This window comes from Eoetvoesiella sp. (genome assembly GCF_035555955.1).
Lineage (GTDB): Bacteria > Pseudomonadota > Gammaproteobacteria > Burkholderiales > Burkholderiaceae_B > Eoetvoesia.
Genome location: NZ_DATMGA010000016.1, coordinates 250,793 through 272,239 on the forward strand (window position 1 = coordinate 250,793; position 21,447 = coordinate 272,239).

1 protein-coding gene is annotated in these 21,447 nt (G+C 59.3%); it reads left to right on the forward strand.

Going from position 1 to position 21,447, the window contains the following annotated elements:
- The first annotated feature begins 118 nt into the window (after positions 1–118).
- The gene (locus tag VNT00_RS05585) at positions 119–21,427 is read left to right on the forward strand and encodes an Ig-like domain-containing protein (protein ID WP_325585323.1); all 21,309 of its coding nucleotides are present in this window, start codon (positions 119–121) and stop codon (positions 21,425–21,427) included.
- Positions 21,428–21,447 lie beyond the last annotated feature (20 nt).

Here is a 21,447-nt window from a genome sequence, read left to right on the forward strand (position 1 = left end):
CTTCATCAACCTGTCGTCGACGCCAATACCGATAGTGCGGCCGTTCTCCTAATATCGTGTCATTAATTTGCCGGACTACGTCTGGCCTATGGACAAGTATTTACGGAGTGCCTTACTCATGGCCGCAGAAGTCGCAGTTGTTACAAAAGTTACGGGCCAAGCCTGGATCCGTACCGATGACGGGCAACTTGTTGCAGTGCACGAAGGGCAGCGCATTCCCCTGGATACGGTAATCATCACGGGCGACGGGGCCAGCGTGCAATTGTCCGCGGATGGCGTGCCTTCCATCATGGTCGGCGCAAACCGTGAGTTCGTGTTCAGCGGCGATGTCGTTCAAACAAATGTCGATTCGGCCGACTCGGCCGTAAGCGACACTCCGGCGCTCAATACGTTGGCCACGCTGCTCAACAGCGGCCAGGATCCCTTCGCGGTCCTGGAAGCCACCGCAGCCACCAAGCCCGACGACAGGGCGTTTTCCATACATGTATCCAATCTTGGGTCGGCCGGCAATTTCGACCATGTAAGCGGCCTGGTTCGCCTGTTGGGCATTCAATTGTCGTCGTTGCCGCTGAACGAACAAACCACCGGGTTCACGACACCACTGGTGGGAACCCTGGATAATTTCTTCACCCATGGGTCGGGCAGCCACGGAGATGCCAGCGGGAACGACAGCGGCTCCGGCTCGGGTTCCGGATCGATCTCTTCCCTGGCTGTCTCGGGCAATTCTCCAGCCCTGGTTCCCGCCAGGGCCAGCATAGCGTTCGACACCATCGCCGGCGACAACATCATCAACAGCATCGAGGCACGCGGCGATGTACTGGTTTCGGGAAGTGTCGGCGGCGATGTGCGGGCCGGCGATCTCGTCAGGGTCACAGTTGGCGACGTCGTTTATGTAACCAGCGTGCAGGAGGGGTCCGTCTGGTCGGTGAATGTTCCCGGCTCGTTGCTTTCCGGCCATGGCAGCATCAGCGCCCAGGTTGCCACTACCGGCGCTGACACCCAGTCGACGTCGGCCACTGTGGAACAGTCGTACGCCACCGATCTAAGCGCCACGGCAACCATTACCATTGACAGTGTTGCGAACGACTACATCGTGAATGCGGCGGAGTCCGCCGGCACAATCGCCATAACCGGGAAAGTGGGCGGCGATGCCAAGGCGGGCGACGTCGTCACCGTGACGGTGGGCGGCCATACATTCATCGCCACTGTGGGTGCAGACAATACCTGGTCGGTGAACGTGGCCGGCTCCGCCCTGGTGGGCAGCACCTCCGTCAGCGCGGCGATATCGGCCAGCGACGCAGCAGGCAATACCGCGACCGCCAGCGCTACGCATGCATACAGCGTGGACCTGGCCCCTACAGCGCAAGCCGGCAGCGTGCAGGGTGTGGAAGATACGCCGTTGGTGCTCACCTGGAACGATTTCAAGGTTACCGATGATTCCCGGGCTTCGGAGCAGGGCCTGCACATTACGGGCCTGCCGGGCAACGGCGTGCTGGAGTATTCCAGCGATCCGGGCGCGGCCAATGCGGTATGGACCACGGTAACGCTGACGAACGGCCACTACGACATCTCGCGGGCCGACATCGAGGCGGGCAAGCTGCGTTTCGTGCCGGGCGAGAATGAGTCGAGCAGCGGCTCGGGCGCGGCGGGCGTGGGCAACGGCCATGCCGACTATGCGCAAATCACGTACCAGCCGGTGGATGGCCAGAACGTCGGCCAGTCGTCGGTGCTGACGGTGGACATGACGCCGGTGGCGGATGCGCCCACGGTAAGCCTGTCGCTGGGCGACATCAGCGAAGGGGGCAGCGGCGGGGCGACGTTCACGTTCGACGGCATCACGCTGCAGGTGGGCGCGGATGGCTCGGTCAGTGCGTCGGGCTCGGGCTTGACCGGCAGCTTGCAGACGTCCCCCTTTGATGCCTCCACGGGCGGGAACATCAACGACAACGATCCCCATACAGATGTGATTGCCGTAATCGGCAATTTCGATCAGGTCGTGCATGGCCGGGACGGCCATGAGTGGGAGAACCTGCACGGCATCAGCGGCAATGGCGACTACGTGTTCTTCAGCAAGGCGGAAAGCGCCTACCAGATCACGAACGAGGTGATCAACGTCAACAATGGCGTGGCGCAGATTTCGGCGACGGTGACGGATCTGGCTACTGGCATTTCGATGAACCTGAACAATATCCGCGGGATATTGTTCGGCGACGGAGGCAGCGTAGGCGGGGATGCCTCGAAGCATATTTCCGGTCTGGATACACAGACCGTAGAGGGCGGCTACCACGATGTGGATGTCCACGTGGTGGCGGCGCTGACAGACCGGGACGGCAGCGAGTCGCTGTCGGGCGTAACACTAAGCGGGGTGCCCGCGGGGGTCACTATAGATGGCGCCATCCAGTTGAGCAACGGCGACTGGTTCGTGGCCAACGACTCGAACCAGATGACGGTGGATACGCACCTGACGATGCGTGTTCCGAACGGCACGGAACCGTTCAGCCTGACGGCCAGCGCGACCTCCAGCGAATACGGCGCGAGTGCGAATTCGAGCACGACGACGGTGACGCTGGATGCGGTGGACGTGGAAGCCAGCGCCACGATCACGATCGACAACGTGACAGGCGACAACGTGGTCAACGCCGCGGAGGCGGCCGGCACGGTTGCCGTGACTGGCTCGGTGGGCGGTGATGCCAAGGCCGGCGATACGGTAACGGTTCACATTGGGGATCACAGCTTCACCACGACGGTTGCCGAAGGCAAGACCTGGACGGTGGGTGTCGATGGCTCTGTATTGGCCGGCAACACGTCGATCAGCGCTTCGGTGACGGCCAGCGATGCAGGCGGCAATACGACCACAGTTTCCGCCACGCATGCCTATGGTGTCGACACTTCGGCAAATGCCGCGATCACGATTGACTCGGTCACCGCCGACAATATTGTGAATGCGGCGGAGTCCGCGGGTTCAGTAGTGATCACGGGCGCCGTGGGCGGCGATGCCAGCGTTGGCGATACGGTTACAGTACAAATTGGCGATCAAGTTCTGACGACGCGCGTGGTCGAAGGCAACACCTGGTCGGTGAGTGTCGATGGTTCCGTCCTGGCCGGCAACACATCCATCAGCGCCTCGGTCTCGGCCAGCGATGCTGTTGGCAATACCACCAGGGCCAGCACCAGCCAGTCCTATGGCGTAGATACCTCGGCGAGTGCGACGATCAGCATTGATGCCGTTACCAGCGATAACGTGGTCAATGCCGCAGAGTCCGGCGGTACGGTAACGATTACGGGTTCCGTTGGCGGAGACGCGAAGGAAGGCGACACGGTTACGGTTCACGTTGGAGAGCGTGAGTTCACGGCAACGGTGGCCGAAAATGGCACGTGGTCGGTCGACGTGGCGGGTTCCGTCTTGACCGGCAACACATCGATTAGTGCCTCGGTTTCGGCCAGCGATGTCGCGAGTAACACTACGACGGCCAATGCCAGCCATACTTACACAGTTGATACGACAGCAGAAGCGACGATCAGCATTGATGCTGTTACCAGCGATAACGTGGTCAATGCCGCAGAGTCTGGCGGTACAGTAACGATCACAGGTTCTGTGGGCGGTGATGCCAAGGAAGGTGACACGGTCACGGTTCATGTGGGTGATCAAGAATTCTCGGCGACAGTAGCAGAGAATGGCACGTGGTCAGTGGGCGTGGATGGTGAGCTCCTGGCTGGCCATACGTCGGTGAGTGCGTCGGTGGCGGCTAGCGATGCCGCCGGCAATACCACGACGGCCAACGCCAATCACACTTACAGTGTGGATACTGTCGCCAACGCGACGATCACGATCAACGACGTGACGGCCGACAACGTGGTGAATGCCGCGGAATCCGGTGATACGGTAACGATTACGGGTTCCGTGGGCGGCGATGCCAAGGAAGGCGATACGGTCACGGTTCATGTCGGAGAACATGAGTTCAGCGCGACAGTGACAGAAAATGGAACGTGGTCGGTTGGTGTGGCGGGTTCCGTCTTGGCTGGCAATACGTCGGTGAGTGCGTCGATTACGGCGACGGATGCCGCCGGCAATACGGCTACGGCGGATGCCTCGCACAGCTATACTGTAGACACCACAGCCAGTGCGACGGTCACGATCAACGACGTGACGGCCGACAACGTGATCAACCACGCTGAATCCAACGCGACGGTAACGATCACGGGCTCTGTGGGTGGCGACGCCAAGGAAGGCGATACGGTCACGGTTCATGTCGGAGAACATGAGTTCAGCGCGACAGTGACAGAGAACGGCACCTGGTCGGTCGATGTGGCGGGTTCTGTTCTGGCTGGCAACACGTCGATTAGTGCTTCGGTCTCGGCCAGCGATGCGGCGGGCAACACCACGACGGCCAATGCCAGCCATACTTACACAGTTGATACGACAGCAGAAGCGACGATTGCGATTGATTCGATTACTGCTGACAACGTGGTGAATGCCGCGGAGTCTGGCGGTACGGTCACGATCACGGGTTCCGTGGGTGGGGATGCCAAGGAAGGTGACACGGTCACGGTTCATGTTGGAGAACATGAGTTCTCGGCGACGGTGGCAGAAGGCGGCACGTGGTCGGTTGGCGTAGCAGGTTCTGTTCTGGCTGGCAATACGTCGGTAAGTGCGTCGATCACGGCGATAGATGCCGCCGGCAATACAGCTACGGCGAATGCGGCACAATCTTATACGGTTGACACCGTAGCAAATGCGACGATCAGCATTGATGCTGTTACCAGCGACAACGTGGTCAATGCCGCGGAGTCCGGCGGTACGGTGACGATCACAGGTTTCGTTGGCGGTGACGCCAAGGAAGGTGATACGGTCACGGTTCATGTTGGAGAACATGAATTCGCGGCGACGGTGGCAGAAGGTGGCACGTGGTCGGTGGGCGTGGATGGTGCGCTCCTGGCTGGCAACACGTCGATTAGTGCCTCGGTTTCGGCTAGCGATGCGGCAGGCAATACCACGACAGCTAACGCCAACCACACTTACAGCGTGGATACTGTCGCCAGTGCCACGATCACGATCAACGATGTGACGAATGACAACGTGGTGAATGCGGCAGAGTCTGGCGGTATGGCCACGATCACGGGTTCCGTGGGCGGAGACGCCAAGGAAGGCGACACGGTTACGGTTCACGTTGGAGAGCATGAGTTCTCGGCGACGGTGGAAGAAGGCGGCACGTGGTCGGTGGATGTTGCCGGCTCGGTGTTAGCCGGCAATACCTCGGTGAGCGCGTCGATCACGGCGACGGATGCCGCGGGTAATACGGCCACGGCAAATGCGGCGCAATCTTATACGGTTGACACCGTGGCGAATGCGACGGTCAGTATTGATGCTGTTACCAGCGATAACGTAGTGAATGCCGCAGAGTCCGGCGATACGGTCACGATCACGGGCTCCGTGGGTGGCGACGCCAAGGAAGGCGACACAGTCACGGTTCATGTTGGAGAGCATGAGTTCGCGGCGACAGTGGCAGAAAATGGCACGTGGTCGGTTGGCGTGGCAGGTTCGATTTTGGCCGGCAATACATCGATTAGTGCCTCGGTTTCGGCTAGCGATGCCGCCGGCAATACCACGACGGCCAACGCCAGCCATACTTACACAGTTGATACGACAGCAGAAGCGACGATTGCGATTGATTCAGTTACGGCCGACAACGTCGTGAACGCGACGGAATCCGGCAGTACGGTAACGGTTACGGGTTCCGTGGGTGGCGATGCCAAGGAAGGTGATGCGGTCACGGTTCACGTTGGAGAACATGAGTTCTCGGCAACGGTGGCTGAAAATGGCACGTGGTCGGTCGATGTGGCGGGTTCCGTCTTGGCCGGCAATGCCTCGGTGAGTGCGTCGATTACGGCGACAGATGCCGCGGGCAATACGGCGACGGCGAATGCGGCGCAGTCTTATACGGTTGACACGACAGCGGAAGCGACGATTTCGATCGATTCGGTTACTTCGGATAACGTGGTGAATGCTGCGGAGTCTGGTGACACAGTAACGATCACGGGCTCCGTGGGCGGTGATGCCAAGGAAGGCGACACAGTCACAGTTCATGTTGGAGAACATGAGTTCACGGCGACGGTGGCGGAAGGTGGCACTTGGTCGGTCGATGTGGCAGGTTCTGTCTTGGCTGGCAATACGTCGGTGAGTGCGTCGGTGGCGGCTAGCGATACGGCGGGTAACACTACGACGGCCAACGCCAACCACACTTACAGCGTAGATACTGTCGCCAGTGCTACGATCACGATCAACGACGTGACGAGCGACAACGTTGTGAATGCGACGGAGTCTGGCGGTACGGTCACGATTACGGGTTCCGTGGGTGGTGATGCTAAGGAAGGTGATACGGTCACGGTTCACGTCGGAGAGCATGGGTTTACGGCTACAGTGACAGAAGGCGGCACCTGGTCGGTTGACGTAGCGGGTTCTGTCTTGGCTGGCAATACGTCGGTGAGCGCGTCGATCACGGCGATGGATGCCGCGGGTAATACGGCTACGGCGAATGCGGCGCAATCTTATACGGTTGACACGACAGCGGAAGCGACGATTGCGATCGATTTGGTTACTTCGGATAACGTTGTCAATGCGGCAGAGTCTGGTGGTACGGTAACGATCACAGGCTCTGTTGGCGGGGACGCCAAGGAAGGCGACACGGTCACAGTTCATGTCGGAGAACATGAGTTCAGCACGACAGTGACAGAGAACGGCACGTGGTCGGTGGGGGTGGAAGGTGAGCTCTTGGCCGGCAATACGTCGGTGAGTGCGTCGATTACGGCGACAGATGCTGCGGGCAATACGGCGACGGCGAATGCTGCGCAATCTTATACGGTTGACACCGTGGCGAATGCGACGGTCACGATCAACGATGTGACGGCCGACAACGTGATCAATCACGCTGAATCTAACGCGACGGTAACGATCACAGGTTCTGTGGGCGGTGACGCCAAAGAAGGCGATACGGTCACAGTTCACGTTGGAGAGCACGAGTTCACGGCGACGGTGACAGAAAACGGCACCTGGTCGGTAGGCGTGGATGGTGCGCTTCTGGCTGGCAATACGTCGGTGAGTGCGTCGGTGGCGGCTAGCGATGCCGCCGGTAACACTACGACGGCCAATGCCAGCCACACTTACAGTGTGGATACTGTTGCGAATGCGACGGTCAGTATTGATGCGATTACCAGCGATAACGTGGTGAATGCCGCAGAGTCCGGCGATACGGTAACGATTACGGGTTCTGTGGGCGGTGATGCGAAGGCAGGTGACACAGTCACGGTTCATGTTGGAGAGCATGAGTTCACGGCAACGGTGGCCGAAAATGGCGCCTGGTCGGTCGATGTAGCGGGTTCCGTTTTGGCCGGTAATACCTCGGTAAGTGCGTCGGTTTCGGCGACGGATGCCGCTGGCAATACGGCTACGGCGAATGCCTCGCACACCTATACCGTTGACACCACAGCCAATGCGACGATCACGATCAACGATGTGACGAGCGATAACGTTGTGAACGCGACGGAGTCTGGTGGCACGGTAACGATTACGGGTTCTGTGGGCGGTGACGCCAAGGAAGGCGACACAGTCACGGTTCATGTTGGAGAGCATGAGTTCACGGCAACGGTGGAAGAAGGTGGCACCTGGTCGGTCGGCGTGGCTGGCTCGATCCTGGCTGGAAACACCTCAGTCAGCGCCTCGGTGGCGGCTAGCGATACGGCGGGTAACACCACGACGGCCAACGCCAGCCACACTTACAGTGTAGATACGGCTGCGGAAGCGACGATCAGCATTGATGCAGTTACCAACGATAACGTGGTGAATGCCGCAGAGTCCGGCAATACGGTAACGATCACAGGTTCCGTGGGTGGCGATGCGAAGGCAGGCGACACGGTTACGGTTCATGTTGGCGAGAGTGAGTTCTCGGCGACGGTGACAGAAGGTGGCACCTGGTCGGTTGACGTAGCGGGTTCCGTCCTGGCCGGTCATACCTCGGTGAGTGCGTCGATTACGGCGACGGATGCCGCGGGTAATATGGCCACAGCGGATGCCTCGCACAGCTATACGGTTGACACGACGGCGGAAGCGACGATTGCGATTGATTCGATTACTGCCGACAACGTTGTGAATGCGACGGAGTCCGGTGACACGGTGACGATCACGGGTTCCGTTGGCGGCGATGCCAAGGAAGGCGACACGGTCACAGTTCATGTTGGCGAGAGTGAGTTCTCGGCAACGGTGGCCGAAAATGGCTCCTGGTCGGTCGACGTAGCGGGTTCTGTTCTGGTTGGCAATACGTCGGTGAGCGCCTCGATTATGGCGACGGATGCCGCCGGCAATACGGCCACGGCAAATGCGGCGCAATCTTATACCGTTGACACCACAGCGAATGCCACGATCACGATTAACGACGTGACGGCCGACAATGTTGTGAATGCGGCAGAGTCTGGCGATACGGTAACGATTACGGGTTCCGTGGGTGGTGACGCGAAGGCAGGCGATATGGTCACGGTTCACGTGGGTGATCAAGAGTTCACCGCGCAGGTGACCGCGGATAAGAGTTGGTCGGTGGGCGTGGATGGTGCGCTTCTGGCCGGCAATACCTCGGTGAGTGCGTCGATTACGGCGACGGACGCAGCCGGGAATACGGCTACGGCAAATGCGGCGCAGTCTTATACGGTTGACACCGTAGCGAATGCGACGGTCAGCATTGACGCTGTTACCAGCGACAACGTGATCAACCATGCTGAATCCAATACGACGGTAACAATTACCGGTACGGTTGGCGGAGACGCTAAGGAAGGCGACACAGTCACGATTCACGTCGGAGAACATGAGTTCAGCGCGACAGTGGCAGAGAACGGCACCTGGTCGGTCGATGTGGCAGGCTCGGTGTTAGCCGGCAACACATCGATCAGTGCCTCGGTCTCAGCCAGCGACGCGGCTGGCAACACTGCGACGGCCAACGCCAGCCATACCTACAGTGTAGATACGACAGCAGAAGCGACGATTATGATCAACGATGTGACGGCTGACAACGTTGTGAATGCCGCGGAGTCTGGCGATACGGTAACGATCACGGGCTCCGTTGGCGGCGATGCCAAGGAAGGCGACGCGGTCACAGTTCACGTTGGAGAACATGAGTTCTCGGCGACAGTGGCAGAAGGTGGCACGTGGTCAGTCGACGTGGCGGGTTCTGTCTTGGCCGGCAATGCCTCGGTGAGTGCGTCGATTACGGCGACGGACGCAGCCGGGAATATGGCTACGGCGAATGCGGCGCAATCTTATACGGTTGACACGACAGCGGAAGCGACAGTTGCGATCGATTCAGTTACGGCCGACAACGTCGTGAACGCGACGGAGTCTGGCGGTACGGTGACGATCACGGGTTCCGTGGGTGGTGATGCTAAGGAAGGTGACACGGTCAAGGTTCATGTCGGAGAACATGAGTTCAGCGCGGCAGTGACAGAGAACGGCACCTGGTCGGTTGACGTAGCAGGTGCCGTCTTGGCCGGCAATACGTCGGTGAGTGCGTCGATTACGGCGACAGATGCCGCGGGCAATACGGCGACGGCGAATGCCAGCCACACTTACAGTGTGGATACTGTCGCTAACGCGACGATCACGATCAACGACGTGACGGCCGACAACGCCGTGAATGCGGTAGAGTCCGGTGGCACGGTAACGATTACGGGTTCTGTGGGCGGTGACGCCAAGGAAGGCGATACGGTCACGGTTCACGTCGGAGAACATGAATTCGCGGCAACGGTGGCAGAAGGTGGCACGTGGTCAGTCGATGTGGCGGGTTCCGTCTTGGCCGGCAATGCCTCGGTGAGTGCGTCGATTACGGCGACGGACGCGGCCGGCAATACAGCCACGGCGGATGCCTCACACGCCTATACGGTTGACACTGTAGCGAATGCGACGATCAGCATTGACGCTGTTACCAACGACAACGTGATCAACCATGCTGAATCCAATGCGACGGTAACGATCACGGGTTCCGCGGGTGGCGATGCGAAGGAAGGTGACACGGTCACAGTTCATGTTGGGGAACATGAGTTCAGCGCGACAGTGACAGAGAACGGCACCTGGTCGGTGGACGTAGCAGGTTCTGTCCTAGCCGGTAATACATCGATCAGTGCATCAGTGGTGGCTAGCGATGTGGCAGGTAACACCGCGACGGCCAACGCTAGCCATACCTACAGTGTAGATACGACAGCAGAAGCGACGATTGCGATTGATTCGATTACGGCCGACAACGTCGTGAATGCTGCGGAGTCCGGCGATACGGTAACGATTACGGGTTCCGTGGGTGGTGACGCCAAGGAAGGTGACACAGTCACAGTTCATGTTGGAGAACATGAGTTCTCGGCGACGGTAGCAGAAGGTGGCACATGGTCGGTCGACGTGGCGGGTTCTGTCTTGGTCGGCAATACGTCGGTGAGTGCCTCGGTTTCGGCCAGCGATGCGGCGGGTAATACGACTACAGCTAACGCCAGCCATACTTACAGCGTGGATACTGTCGCGAATGCGACGATCAGCATTGACGCTGTTACCAGCGACAACGTTGTGAATGCGACGGAGTCCGGAGACACGATAACGATCACGGGTTCTGTGGGCGGAGACACCAAGGAAGGTGACACGGTCACGGTTCATGTCGGAGAGCATGAGTTCACGGCAACAGTGACAGAGAACGGCACCTGGTCGGTGGGTGTTGCCGGCTCGGTGTTAGCCGGCAATACGTCGGTGAGTGCGTCGATTACGGCGACGGATGCCGCCGGCAATACCACGACGGCCAACGCCAATCACACTTACAGTGTGGATACTGTCGCCAACGCGACGATCACGATCAACGACGTGACGGCTGACAATGTGGTGAATGCCGCGGAGTCCGGCGATACGGTCACGATTACGGGTTCCGTGGGTGGTGACGCCAAAGAAGGCGATACGGTCACGGTTCACGTGGGAGATCAAGAGTTCACTGCAGAGGTGACTGCGGATAAGAGCTGGTCGGTGGGTGTGGATGGTGCGCTCCTGGCAGGGAATGCGTCGGTGAGTGCCTCAGTTTCGGCCAGCGATGCGGCGGGTAATACCACGACAGCTAACGCCAACCACACTTACAGTGTAGATACGGCTGCGGAAGCGACGATCAGCATTGATGCTGTTACCAGCGACAACGTTGTGAATGCGACGGAGTCGGGCGAAACGGTAACGATCACGGGCTCCGTTGGCGGTGACGCCAAAGAAGGCGACACGGTCACGGTTCACGTTGGAGAGCATGAGTTCTCGGCAACGGTGGCTGAAAATGGCACCTGGTCGGTCGATGTGGCGGGTTCCGTCTTGGCCGGCAATACGTCGATGAGTGCGTCGATTACGGCGACGGATGCCGCGGGTAATACGGCTACGGCGAATGCCTCGCATAGCTATACGGTTGACACGACAGCGGAAGCGACGATTGCGATCGATTCGATTACGGCCGACAACGTTGTGAATGCGACGGAATCCGGCAGTACGGTAACGATTACGGGTTCTGTGGGTGGTGACGCGAAGGTAGGCGATACGGTCACGGTCACAGTGGGTGAGCAGTCGTTTAGCGCGACAGTGGTTGAGGGTAATACCTGGTCGGTGGGCGTGGATGGTGCGCTCCTGGCAGGCAATACATCGATTAGTGCCTCGGTGGCGGCTAGCGATGCCGCCGGTAACACTACGACGGCCAACGCCAGCCATACTTACAGTGTGGATACTGTTGCGAATGCGACGATCAACATTGACGCTGTTACCAGCGACAGCGTCGTGAACGCGACGGAGTCCGGCAATACGGTAACGATTACGGGTTCTGTGGGTGGCGATGCCAAGGAAGGCGATACGGTCACGGTTCATGTTGGAGAGCATGAGTTCTCGGCAACGGTGGTAGAGGGTGGCACCTGGTCGGTTGACGTAGCAGGTTCTGTTCTGGCCGGTAATACGTCGGTGAGCGCGTCGGTCTCGGCCAGCGATGCGGCGGGTAACACTACGACGGCCAACGCCAGCCATACTTACACAGTTGATACGACAGCGGAAGCGACGATTGCGATCGATTCGGTTACTTCGGATAACGTTGTGAACGCGACGGAATCCGGCAATACGGTAACGATTACGGGTTCCGTGGGCGGTGACGCCAAGGAAGGCAACACGGTTACGGTTCACGTTGGAGAGCATGAGTTCACGGCAACGGTGGAAGAAGGTGGCACCTGGTCGGTCGGTGTGGCAGGTTCTGTCTTGGCCGGCAATACGTCGATCAGTGCCTCGGTCTCGGCCAGCGATGCGGCGGGCAACACCACGACGGCCAATGCCAGCCACACTTACAGTGTGGATACTGTCGCCAGTGCCACGATCACAATCAACGATGTGACGAGTGACAACGTGGTGAATGCCGCGGAGTCTGGTGATACGGTAACGATCACGGGTTCCGTGGGTGGGGATGCCAAAGAAGGCGATACGGTCACAGTTCATGTTGGAGAACATGAGTTCTCGGCAACGGTGACCGAAAATGGCGCCTGGTCGGTCGATGTTGCCGGCTCGGTTCTGGCCGGCAATACGTCGGTGAGTGCGTCGGTCACTGCGACGGATGCAGCCGGGAATACGGCTACGGCGGATGCCTCGCACAGCTATACGGTAGACACCACAGCCAGTGCCACGGTCACGATCAACGACGTGACGGTCGACAACGTAGTGAATGCGGCAGAGTCCGGCGGTACGGTTTCGATCACGGGTTCCGTTGGCGGTGATGCCAAGGAAGGCGACACGGTCACGGTTCATGTTGGAGAGCATGAGTTCACGGCAACGGTGGAAGAAGGTGGCACCTGGTCGGTCGGCGTGGCTGGCTCGATCCTGGCTGGAAACACCTCGATCAGCGCCTCGGTGGTGGCCAGCGACGTGGCGGGCAATACCACGACAGCCAACGCCAGCCATAGTTACAGTGTGGATACTGTAGCCAACGCGACGATTGCGATCGATTCGATTACGGCCGACAATGTAGTGAATGCTGCGGAGTCTGGCAATACGGTAACGATCACAGGTTCCGTGGGTGGCGACGCCAAGGAAGGCGATACGGTCACAGTTCATGTCGGAGAACATGAATTTGCGGCGACGGTGACAGAGAATGGCACCTGGTCGGTTGACGTAGCAGGTTCGATTTTGGCTGGCAACACGTCGATTAGTGCCTCGGTTTCGGCTAGCGATGCCGCCGGCAATACGGCTACGGCGAATGCCTCGCATAGCTATACGGTTGACACGGCAGCGGAAGCGACGATTGCGATCGATTCGATTACTGCTGACAATGTGGTAAATGCCGCGGAGTCCGGCGGTACGGTTACGATCACGGGTTCCGTGGGTGGTGACGCCAAAGAAGGCGATACGGTCACAGTTCATGTCGGAGAGCATGAGTTTACGGCGACGGTGACAGAAAATGGCAGCTGGTCGGTCGGTGTGGCGGGTTCCGTCTTGGCTGGTAATACCTCGATCAGTGCCTCGGTTTCGGCCAGTGATGCGGCGGGTAACACTACGACGGCCAATGCCAGCCACACTTACAGTGTAGATACGGCAGCGGAAGCGACGATCAGTATTGACGCTGTTACCAACGATAACGTGGTGAATGCTGCGGAGTCCGGCGACACGATAACCATCACAGGTTCCGTTGGCGGTGACGCCAAAGAAGGCGACACGGTCACGGTTCATGTTGGAGAGCATGAGTTCTCGGCGACGGTGGCAGAAGGTGGCACTTGGTCGGTGGATGTTGCCGGCTCGGTGTTAGCCGGCAATACGTCGGTGAGCGCCTCGATTACGGCGACGGACGCCGCGGGTAATACGGCGACGGCAAATGCGGCGCAGCCTTATACGGTTGACACTGTGGCGAATGCGACGATCACGATCAACGATGTGACGGCTGACAACGTGGTGAATGCTGCAGAGTCCGACGGTATGGTCGCCATTACTGGCACGGTGGGTGGCGATGCGAAGGTTGGTGATACCGTCACAGTCACAGTGGGTGAGCAGTCGTTTAGCGCGACGGTGACAGAAGGTGGCACCTGGTCGGTTGACGTAGCGGGTTCCGTCCTGGCCGGTCATACCTCGGTGAGTGCGTCGATTACGGCGACGGATACCGCTGGCAATACGGTTACGGCGAATGCGGCTCAGTCTTATACCGTTGACACCACAGCGAATGCCACGATCACGATTAACGACGTGACGGCCGACAATGTTGTGAATGCGGCAGAGTCTGGTGGTACGGTTACGATTACGGGCTCTGTGGGTGGTGACGCGAAGGCAGGCGATACGGTCACGGTTCATGTTGGGGAACATGAGTTCACCGCGACGGTGACAGAAGGTGGCACGTGGTCGGTTGGCGTAGCAGGTTCTGTTCTGGCTGGCAATACGTCGGTAAGTGCCTCGGTTTCGGCCAGCGATGCCGCCGGCAATACGACTACAGCTAACGCCAGCCATGCTTACAGCGTAGATACTGTCGCCAGTGCTACGATCACGATCAACGACGTGACGAGCGATAACGTTGTGAACGCGACGGAGTCCGGCGATACGGTAACGATCACGGGTTCCGTGGGTGGTGATGCGAAGGAAGGTGACACGGTCACAGTTCACGTTGGAGAACATGAATTCGCGGCAACGGTGGCAGAAAGTGGCACGTGGTCGGTCGACGTAGCGGGTTCCGTCTTGGCTGGCAATACGTCGGTGAGTGCGTCGATTACGGCGACGGATGCCGCCGGCAATACAGCCACGGCGAATGCCTCGCACACCTATACCGTTGACACCACAGCCAGTGCCACGATCACGATCAACGACGTGACGGCTGACAACGTTGTGAACGCGGCAGAGTCTGGCGGTACGGTAACCATCACGGGTTCCGTGGGCGGAGACGCCAAAGAAGGTGATACGGTCACGATTCACGTTGGAGTGCATGAGTTTGCGGCAACGGTGACAGAAGGTGGCACCTGGTCGGTCGATGTGGCGGGTTCTGTCTTGGCCGGCAATACGTCGGTGAGTGCGTCGATCACGGCGACGGATACTGCGGGTAACACGGCCACAGCGGATGCCTCGCACACCTATACGGTTGACACCACAGCCAGTGCCACGGTCACGATCAACGACGTGGCGGTCGACAACGTAGTGAATGCTGCAGAGTCCGGCGGTACGGTAACGATTACCGGTACGGTAGGCGGTGATGCGAAGGCAGGTGATACGGTCACGGTTCATGTCGGAGAGCATGAGTTCGCGGCGACGGTCGTAGAGAATGGCACCTGGTCGGTGGATGTTGCCGGCTTGGTGCTAGCCGGCAACACGTCGATCAGTGCCTCAGTTTCGGCCAGCGATGCGGCGGGTAACACTACGACGGCCAATGCCAGCCACACTTACAGTGTGGATACTGTGGCCAACGCGACGATTGCGATCGATTCGGTTACTTCGGATAACGTTGTGAATGCGGCAGAGTCCGGCGACACGGTGACGATCACGGGCTCCGTGGGCGGAGATGCCAAGGAAGGCGATACGGTTACGGTTCATGTCGGAGAGCACGAGTTCGCGGCAACGGTGGCAGAAGGTGGCACCTGGTCGGTCGATGTGGCAGGTTCCGTCTTGGTCGGCAATACGTCGATTAGTGCCTCGGTTTCGGTCAGCGATGTGGCCGGTAACACCGCGACGGCCAACGCCAGCCATACTTACAGTGTAGATACAGCTGCGGAAGCGACGATCAGCATTGATGCAGTTACCAGCGATAACGTGGTGAATGCCGCGGAGTCCGGCAATACGGTAACGATCGCGGGTTCTGTGGGTGGTGATGCGAAGGCAGGCGATACGGTCACGGTTCATGTTGGCGAGAGTGAGTTCTCGGCAACGGTGGCCGAAAATGGCTCCTGGTCGGTCGATGTGGCAGGTTCGATTTTGGCCGGCAACACATCGATCAGTGCCTCGGTCTCAGCCAGCGATGCCGCGGGTAACACCACGACAGCCAACGCCAACCACACTTACAGCGTGGATACTGTCGCCAACGCGACGATCACGATCAACGACGTGACGAGCGATAACGTTGTGAACGCGACGGAATCCGGCAATACGGTAACGATCACGGGTTCTGTGGGTGGCGATGCCAAGGAAGGCGATACGGTTACGGTTCACGTGGGTGATCAAGAGTTCACCGTACACGTGACCGCGGATAAGAGCTGGTCGGTGGACGTGGCGGGTTCCATCTTGGCCGGCAATACCTCGGTGAGTGCGTCGATTACGGCGACGGATGCCGCTGGCAATACGGCGACGGCGAATGCGGCGCAATCTTATACGGTTGACACCGTGGCGAATGCGACGGTCAGTATTGATGCAGTTACCAGCGATAACGTGGTGAATGCCGCGGAGTCTGGTGGCACGGTAACGATTACAGGCTCTGTGGGTGGTGACGCGAAGGCAGGCGATACGGTCACGGTTCATGTCGGAGAACATGAGTTCGCAGCGACGGTCGTAGAGAATGGCACCTGGTCGGTGGATGTTGCCGGCTTGGTGCTAGCCGGCAACACGTCGATCAGTGCCTCAGTTTCGGCCAGCGATGCGGCGGGTAATACCACGACAGCTAACGCCAACCACACTTACAGTGTAGATACGGCCGCGGAAGCGACGATCAGCATTGATGCTGTTACCAGCGATAACGTTGTGAATGCGACGGAGTCGGGCGAAACGGTAACGATCTCGGGTTCTGTGGGCGGCGATGCCAAGGCGGGCGACGTCGTCACCGTGACGGTGGGCGGCCATACATTCACCGCCACTGTGGGTGCAGACAATACCTGGTCGGTGAACGTGGCCGGCTCCGCCCTGGTGGGCAGCACCTCCATCAGCGCGGCGATATCGGCGACCGATGCCGCGGGCAATACGGCGACGGCCAGCGCTACGCATGGGTACAGCGTGGATCTGGCTCCTACGGTGCAAGCGGGCAGCGTGCAGGGCGTGGAAGACACGCCACTGGTGCTCACCTGGAACGACTTCAAGGTGACGGACGATTCGCCGTCCTCGGAGCAGGGGCTGCATATTACGGGTTTGCCGGGCAATGGGGTGCTGGAGTATTCCAGCGATCCGGGAGCGGCCAATGCGGTATGGACGGTGGTGACGCTTACCGATGGCTATTACGACATCTCGCGGGCGGATATCGAGGCGGGCAAACTGCGTTTTGTGCCGGGCGAGAACGAGTCGAGCTGGAGCGATTCGAGCGCGGCGGGCGTGGGCAATGGCCATGTCGATTACGCGCAAATCACCTACCAGCCGGTGGATGGCCAGAACGTCGGCCAGTCGTCGGTGCTGACGGTGGATGTGACGCCTGTGGCGGATGCGCCCACGGTAAGCCTGTCGCTGGGCGATATCAGTGAGGGAGGTAGCGGCAGCGGCAGCACGACCTTCACGTTCGACGGCATCACGCTGGTGATGTCTTCCGACGGCACATCGGTCAGCGCGTCGGGGATGTCGGGCAATTTGATCGTGCCGCCTTTTGATGCGAATTCGGGCGGCAACCTCCATGTTAAGGATCCGGCGACAGACATTGTTGCGGTAATCGGCAATTTCGACCAGGTGGTGCTTGGGCGGGACGGCGACGATTGGGAGGATTTGAAAGGGATCAACGCCAAGGGCGATTATGTGTTCTTCAACAAGCCGGAGAGCGCCTACGAGATCGTGCACATTGTGGTCAACGTCCATGACGGCGTGCCGCAAATCGAAGCTCAGGTGAAGGATCTGGCGACCGGCATCACCATTGTCCTGAACAATATCCGCGGAATATTGTTTGGCGACGGAGGCAGCGTGGGCGGGGATGCCTCGAAGCATATTTCCGGTCTGGATACACAGACCGTCGAGGGCGGCTACCACGATGTGGACGTGCATGTGGTGGCGGCGCTGACGGATCGGGACGGCAGCGAGTCGCTGTCCGGGGTGACGCTAAGCGGGGTGCCTGAAGGCGTAACGATAGAAGGCGCCACGCAACTGAGCAATGGCGACTGGTTCGTGGCGAACAGCTCGGGCCTGCTGACGGTGGATACGCACCTGACGATGCGTGTTCCGAACGGCACGGAACCGTTCAGCCTGACGGCCAGCGCGACCTCCAGCGAATACGGCGCGAGTGCGAATTCGAGCACGACGACAGTGACGCTAGATGCGGTGGACGTGGAAGCCAGCGCCACGATCACGATCGACAACGTGACAGGCGACAACGTGGTCAATGCCACGGAGGCGGCCAGCACGGTTGTCCTGACCGGCTCGGTAGGCGGTGACGCCAAGGTGGGCGATACCGTCACGGTTCACGTGGGGGATCACAGCTTCGTCGCGACGGTTGCCGAAGGCAAGACCTGGACGGTGAGTGTCGATGGCTCTGTATTGGCCGGCAACGCCTCCATCAGCGCCTCGGTGACGGCCAGCGATGGGGGCGGCAATACGACAACCGCCAATGCGACCCATGACTATAGCGTCGATACCAGCGCGAGTGCGACGATCATGATCAACGATGTGGCGGGCGATAACGTTATCGACACATCGGAATTGTCCAGCCCGGTCGTTATTGCCGGTTCGGTGGGTGGCGATGCGAAGGCGGGTGACGTCGTCACCGTGACGGTGGGCGACCATACGCTCACTACCACGGTCGACGCAGACAATACCTGGTCGGTGGACGTGGCCGGCTCCGCCTTAGTGGGCGGTACGTCGATTACTGCGTCGGTGGCGGTTAGCGATGCGGCTGGTAATACGGCGGTCGCCGGTGACACGCATACCTATAGCGTGGATTCGGCGCCGACGGCGCAAAACGGTAGCGTGCAGGGCGTGGAGGATACGCCGTTGGTGCTGACCTGGAACAGCTTCAATGTGTCGGACGATTCCTCGTCTTCGGAGCAGGGGCTGCATATTACGGGCCTGCCTACCAACGGCGTACTGGAGTATTCCAGCGACCCCGGCGCGGCCAATGCGGTGTGGACGACGGTAACACTCACGGATGGCCACTACGACATCTCGCGGGCCGATATCGATGCCGGCAAGCTGCGCTTTGTGCCGGCCGAGAACGAGTCGAGCAGCGCTTCGGGTTCGGCAGGTTTGGGCAACGGCCACGTGGACTACGCGCAAATCACCTACCAGCCTGTCGATGCGCATAATGTCGGCGATGCGGCGGTGTTGACGGTGGACGTGACGCCGGTGGCGGATGCTCCCGATGTCAGCGTATCGGTGGTAAGCACCGAAACCACGGTCGCGCCTGCCGGGGGCTCCAGTTCCGACATCATCCAGGTCAACGGCGGCAGCGGCTCGCCGGATGGCTTCGACGTGCAGGATGGGAAGATCATCAAGATCGGCGACAACGTCCGCGTCTGGCTTACGGAAGGGGATACGGTTCCCGAGGCGGCAAGCGCGGATCAGATCCAGTATTACACTCAGGGCAACGTGGGTGGCGATTCTTCCTATGCGGATATCTTTGTCGTGCATTCCCAGAGCGGTTATTTCTATCGGCAAAGCGATTGGACCGAGGACCAGAAGCAGTTGCGCCACCTCGACTCCGTTCATGGCAACAGTATGTCGGCCGTAGGCGGAGAAAAGGACTACATCTTCGTGCAGCAAGAGGATGGGTACTCGTACACGGTAAACAACAGCACGAACAATAATAACGATAGCAACGTCAATACGATGGATGGCGTGACGGTGCATTACTCGGGGCCCGATGGGTCGGGGTCGTTGATCGGCCAGGTCAGCAATCAATTGGAAGGTGTTATTTTCGGCAATGGCCAGACCGCCTATTTGGCGGATTCCCATGACACCACGTTCAACACGGTTCATGCCGCCACGGGCACCGAGGTTTCGTATGCAGTTTCGGTTTCTGCCGCAGTCACCGATACGGACGGCAGCGAATATCTGGGCAATCTGGTGCTGGATGGCATACCTGCGGGAGCGGTTGTCGCGGTCGACGGCACTCTGCCGACGGGTCTTGCACTGGTCCAGAATGGCGAGACGTGGGAGCTGCGCTGGGATGCTGGCACCGATCATGCCTCCATGCAACATGTAGACGTAACGCTTACAGTCACTGGCGTAGCCGAGGGCGCCGACTTTACTGGCGTGACAGTGCATGCCAGCGCGTATGAGGTCAATGGGTCCACGGCTTCGAGTGCGAGCACGGCAGTATTGGCAGCAAGTGGCGAACACACGTCAACCGATTCTGGTTCCACGGACTCCGGTACAACCGTGCCCGATTCCACGGACTCCGGTTCTACCGATGCTGGCCACGTGGCGTCCGCATACACCTATTCCGACACCAGCCTGTTGGTCAATGGCGACTTCTCGCATTTCGCCAATCAAACCCAGTGGTGGGACGGCAATAACGACCAAGGCTACCAGGCCTGGGCGTATACCGGACCATTCCTGGAGAGCAAATCGCTGATGGCCGATAGACCTTATGTTGGCGCCTGGAACAACGACAGCCGCGAAATCACCTTGTCGCAGGACGTGTCGGGGGTTACCGCCGGCAGCCGTCTCGATCTGGATATTGCCTGGAACAACCCCAATAACGGCGATTTGAACGACCCATGGAATGCGCCGAAGGATACCGGCAATGCCATGCATCTGGAAATCTCCTTCGATGGTGTTGTGTATGCGATCATTACCACACCGTCCGCTGGCGAGGCAGTCGGGGATTCCTGGTATGCCACGGTGACGGCTATGAATGGCGCCAGCGTGAATATCGACAAGATCGAGACTTGGTCTTACGACTACAGCACAGCTAATGGCAATAATGGCCTGAGTCCATCGGATCTTAGCGGCTTCCACCATTTGCAGATCACCTTGCCGGAGGATGTGGCGTCGAGTGGGCAACTGGAGATGCGTTGGGATCCGCAGAGCGAAGGCAGTCAGTACACCGATGACCTTATGGTCGCCAATCTTCAATTGTTCCAGGCAAATATCGTCGGCACGACCAGCAACGACACCCTGGTCGGCACCAGCGGCAACGACATCCTTATCGGTAACCACGGCAACGATGTACTGTATGGTGGCGCCGGCGACGATGTCTTCAAATGGCAGCTGGGCGACGAAGGCTCGACGCCGGGTCAAGATGTCGTGAAGGATTTCGGGCTGAATGCAAGCGATCCCAATGGCAACGATGTGCTGGATCTTCGCGATTTGCTGGTTGGGGAACATTCTTCCGGCGACCTCACGAGCTTCCTGCATATCGATGTCAATCACGACAATGGGGTGGCCAACACGGTGATCAGCGTGGCGACGCATGGCGGCATGGCTGCCGACGGCACCGGGTTCAATCATCAGATCGTTCTCGAGAACGTCGATCTGATGGGCAGCTACCATGACCAGTCGCAGCTTATCCAGAACCTTATCAACGAGGGCAAGCTCAAAGTGGATCAATAAGCAATCCGAAGCGTTTCGCA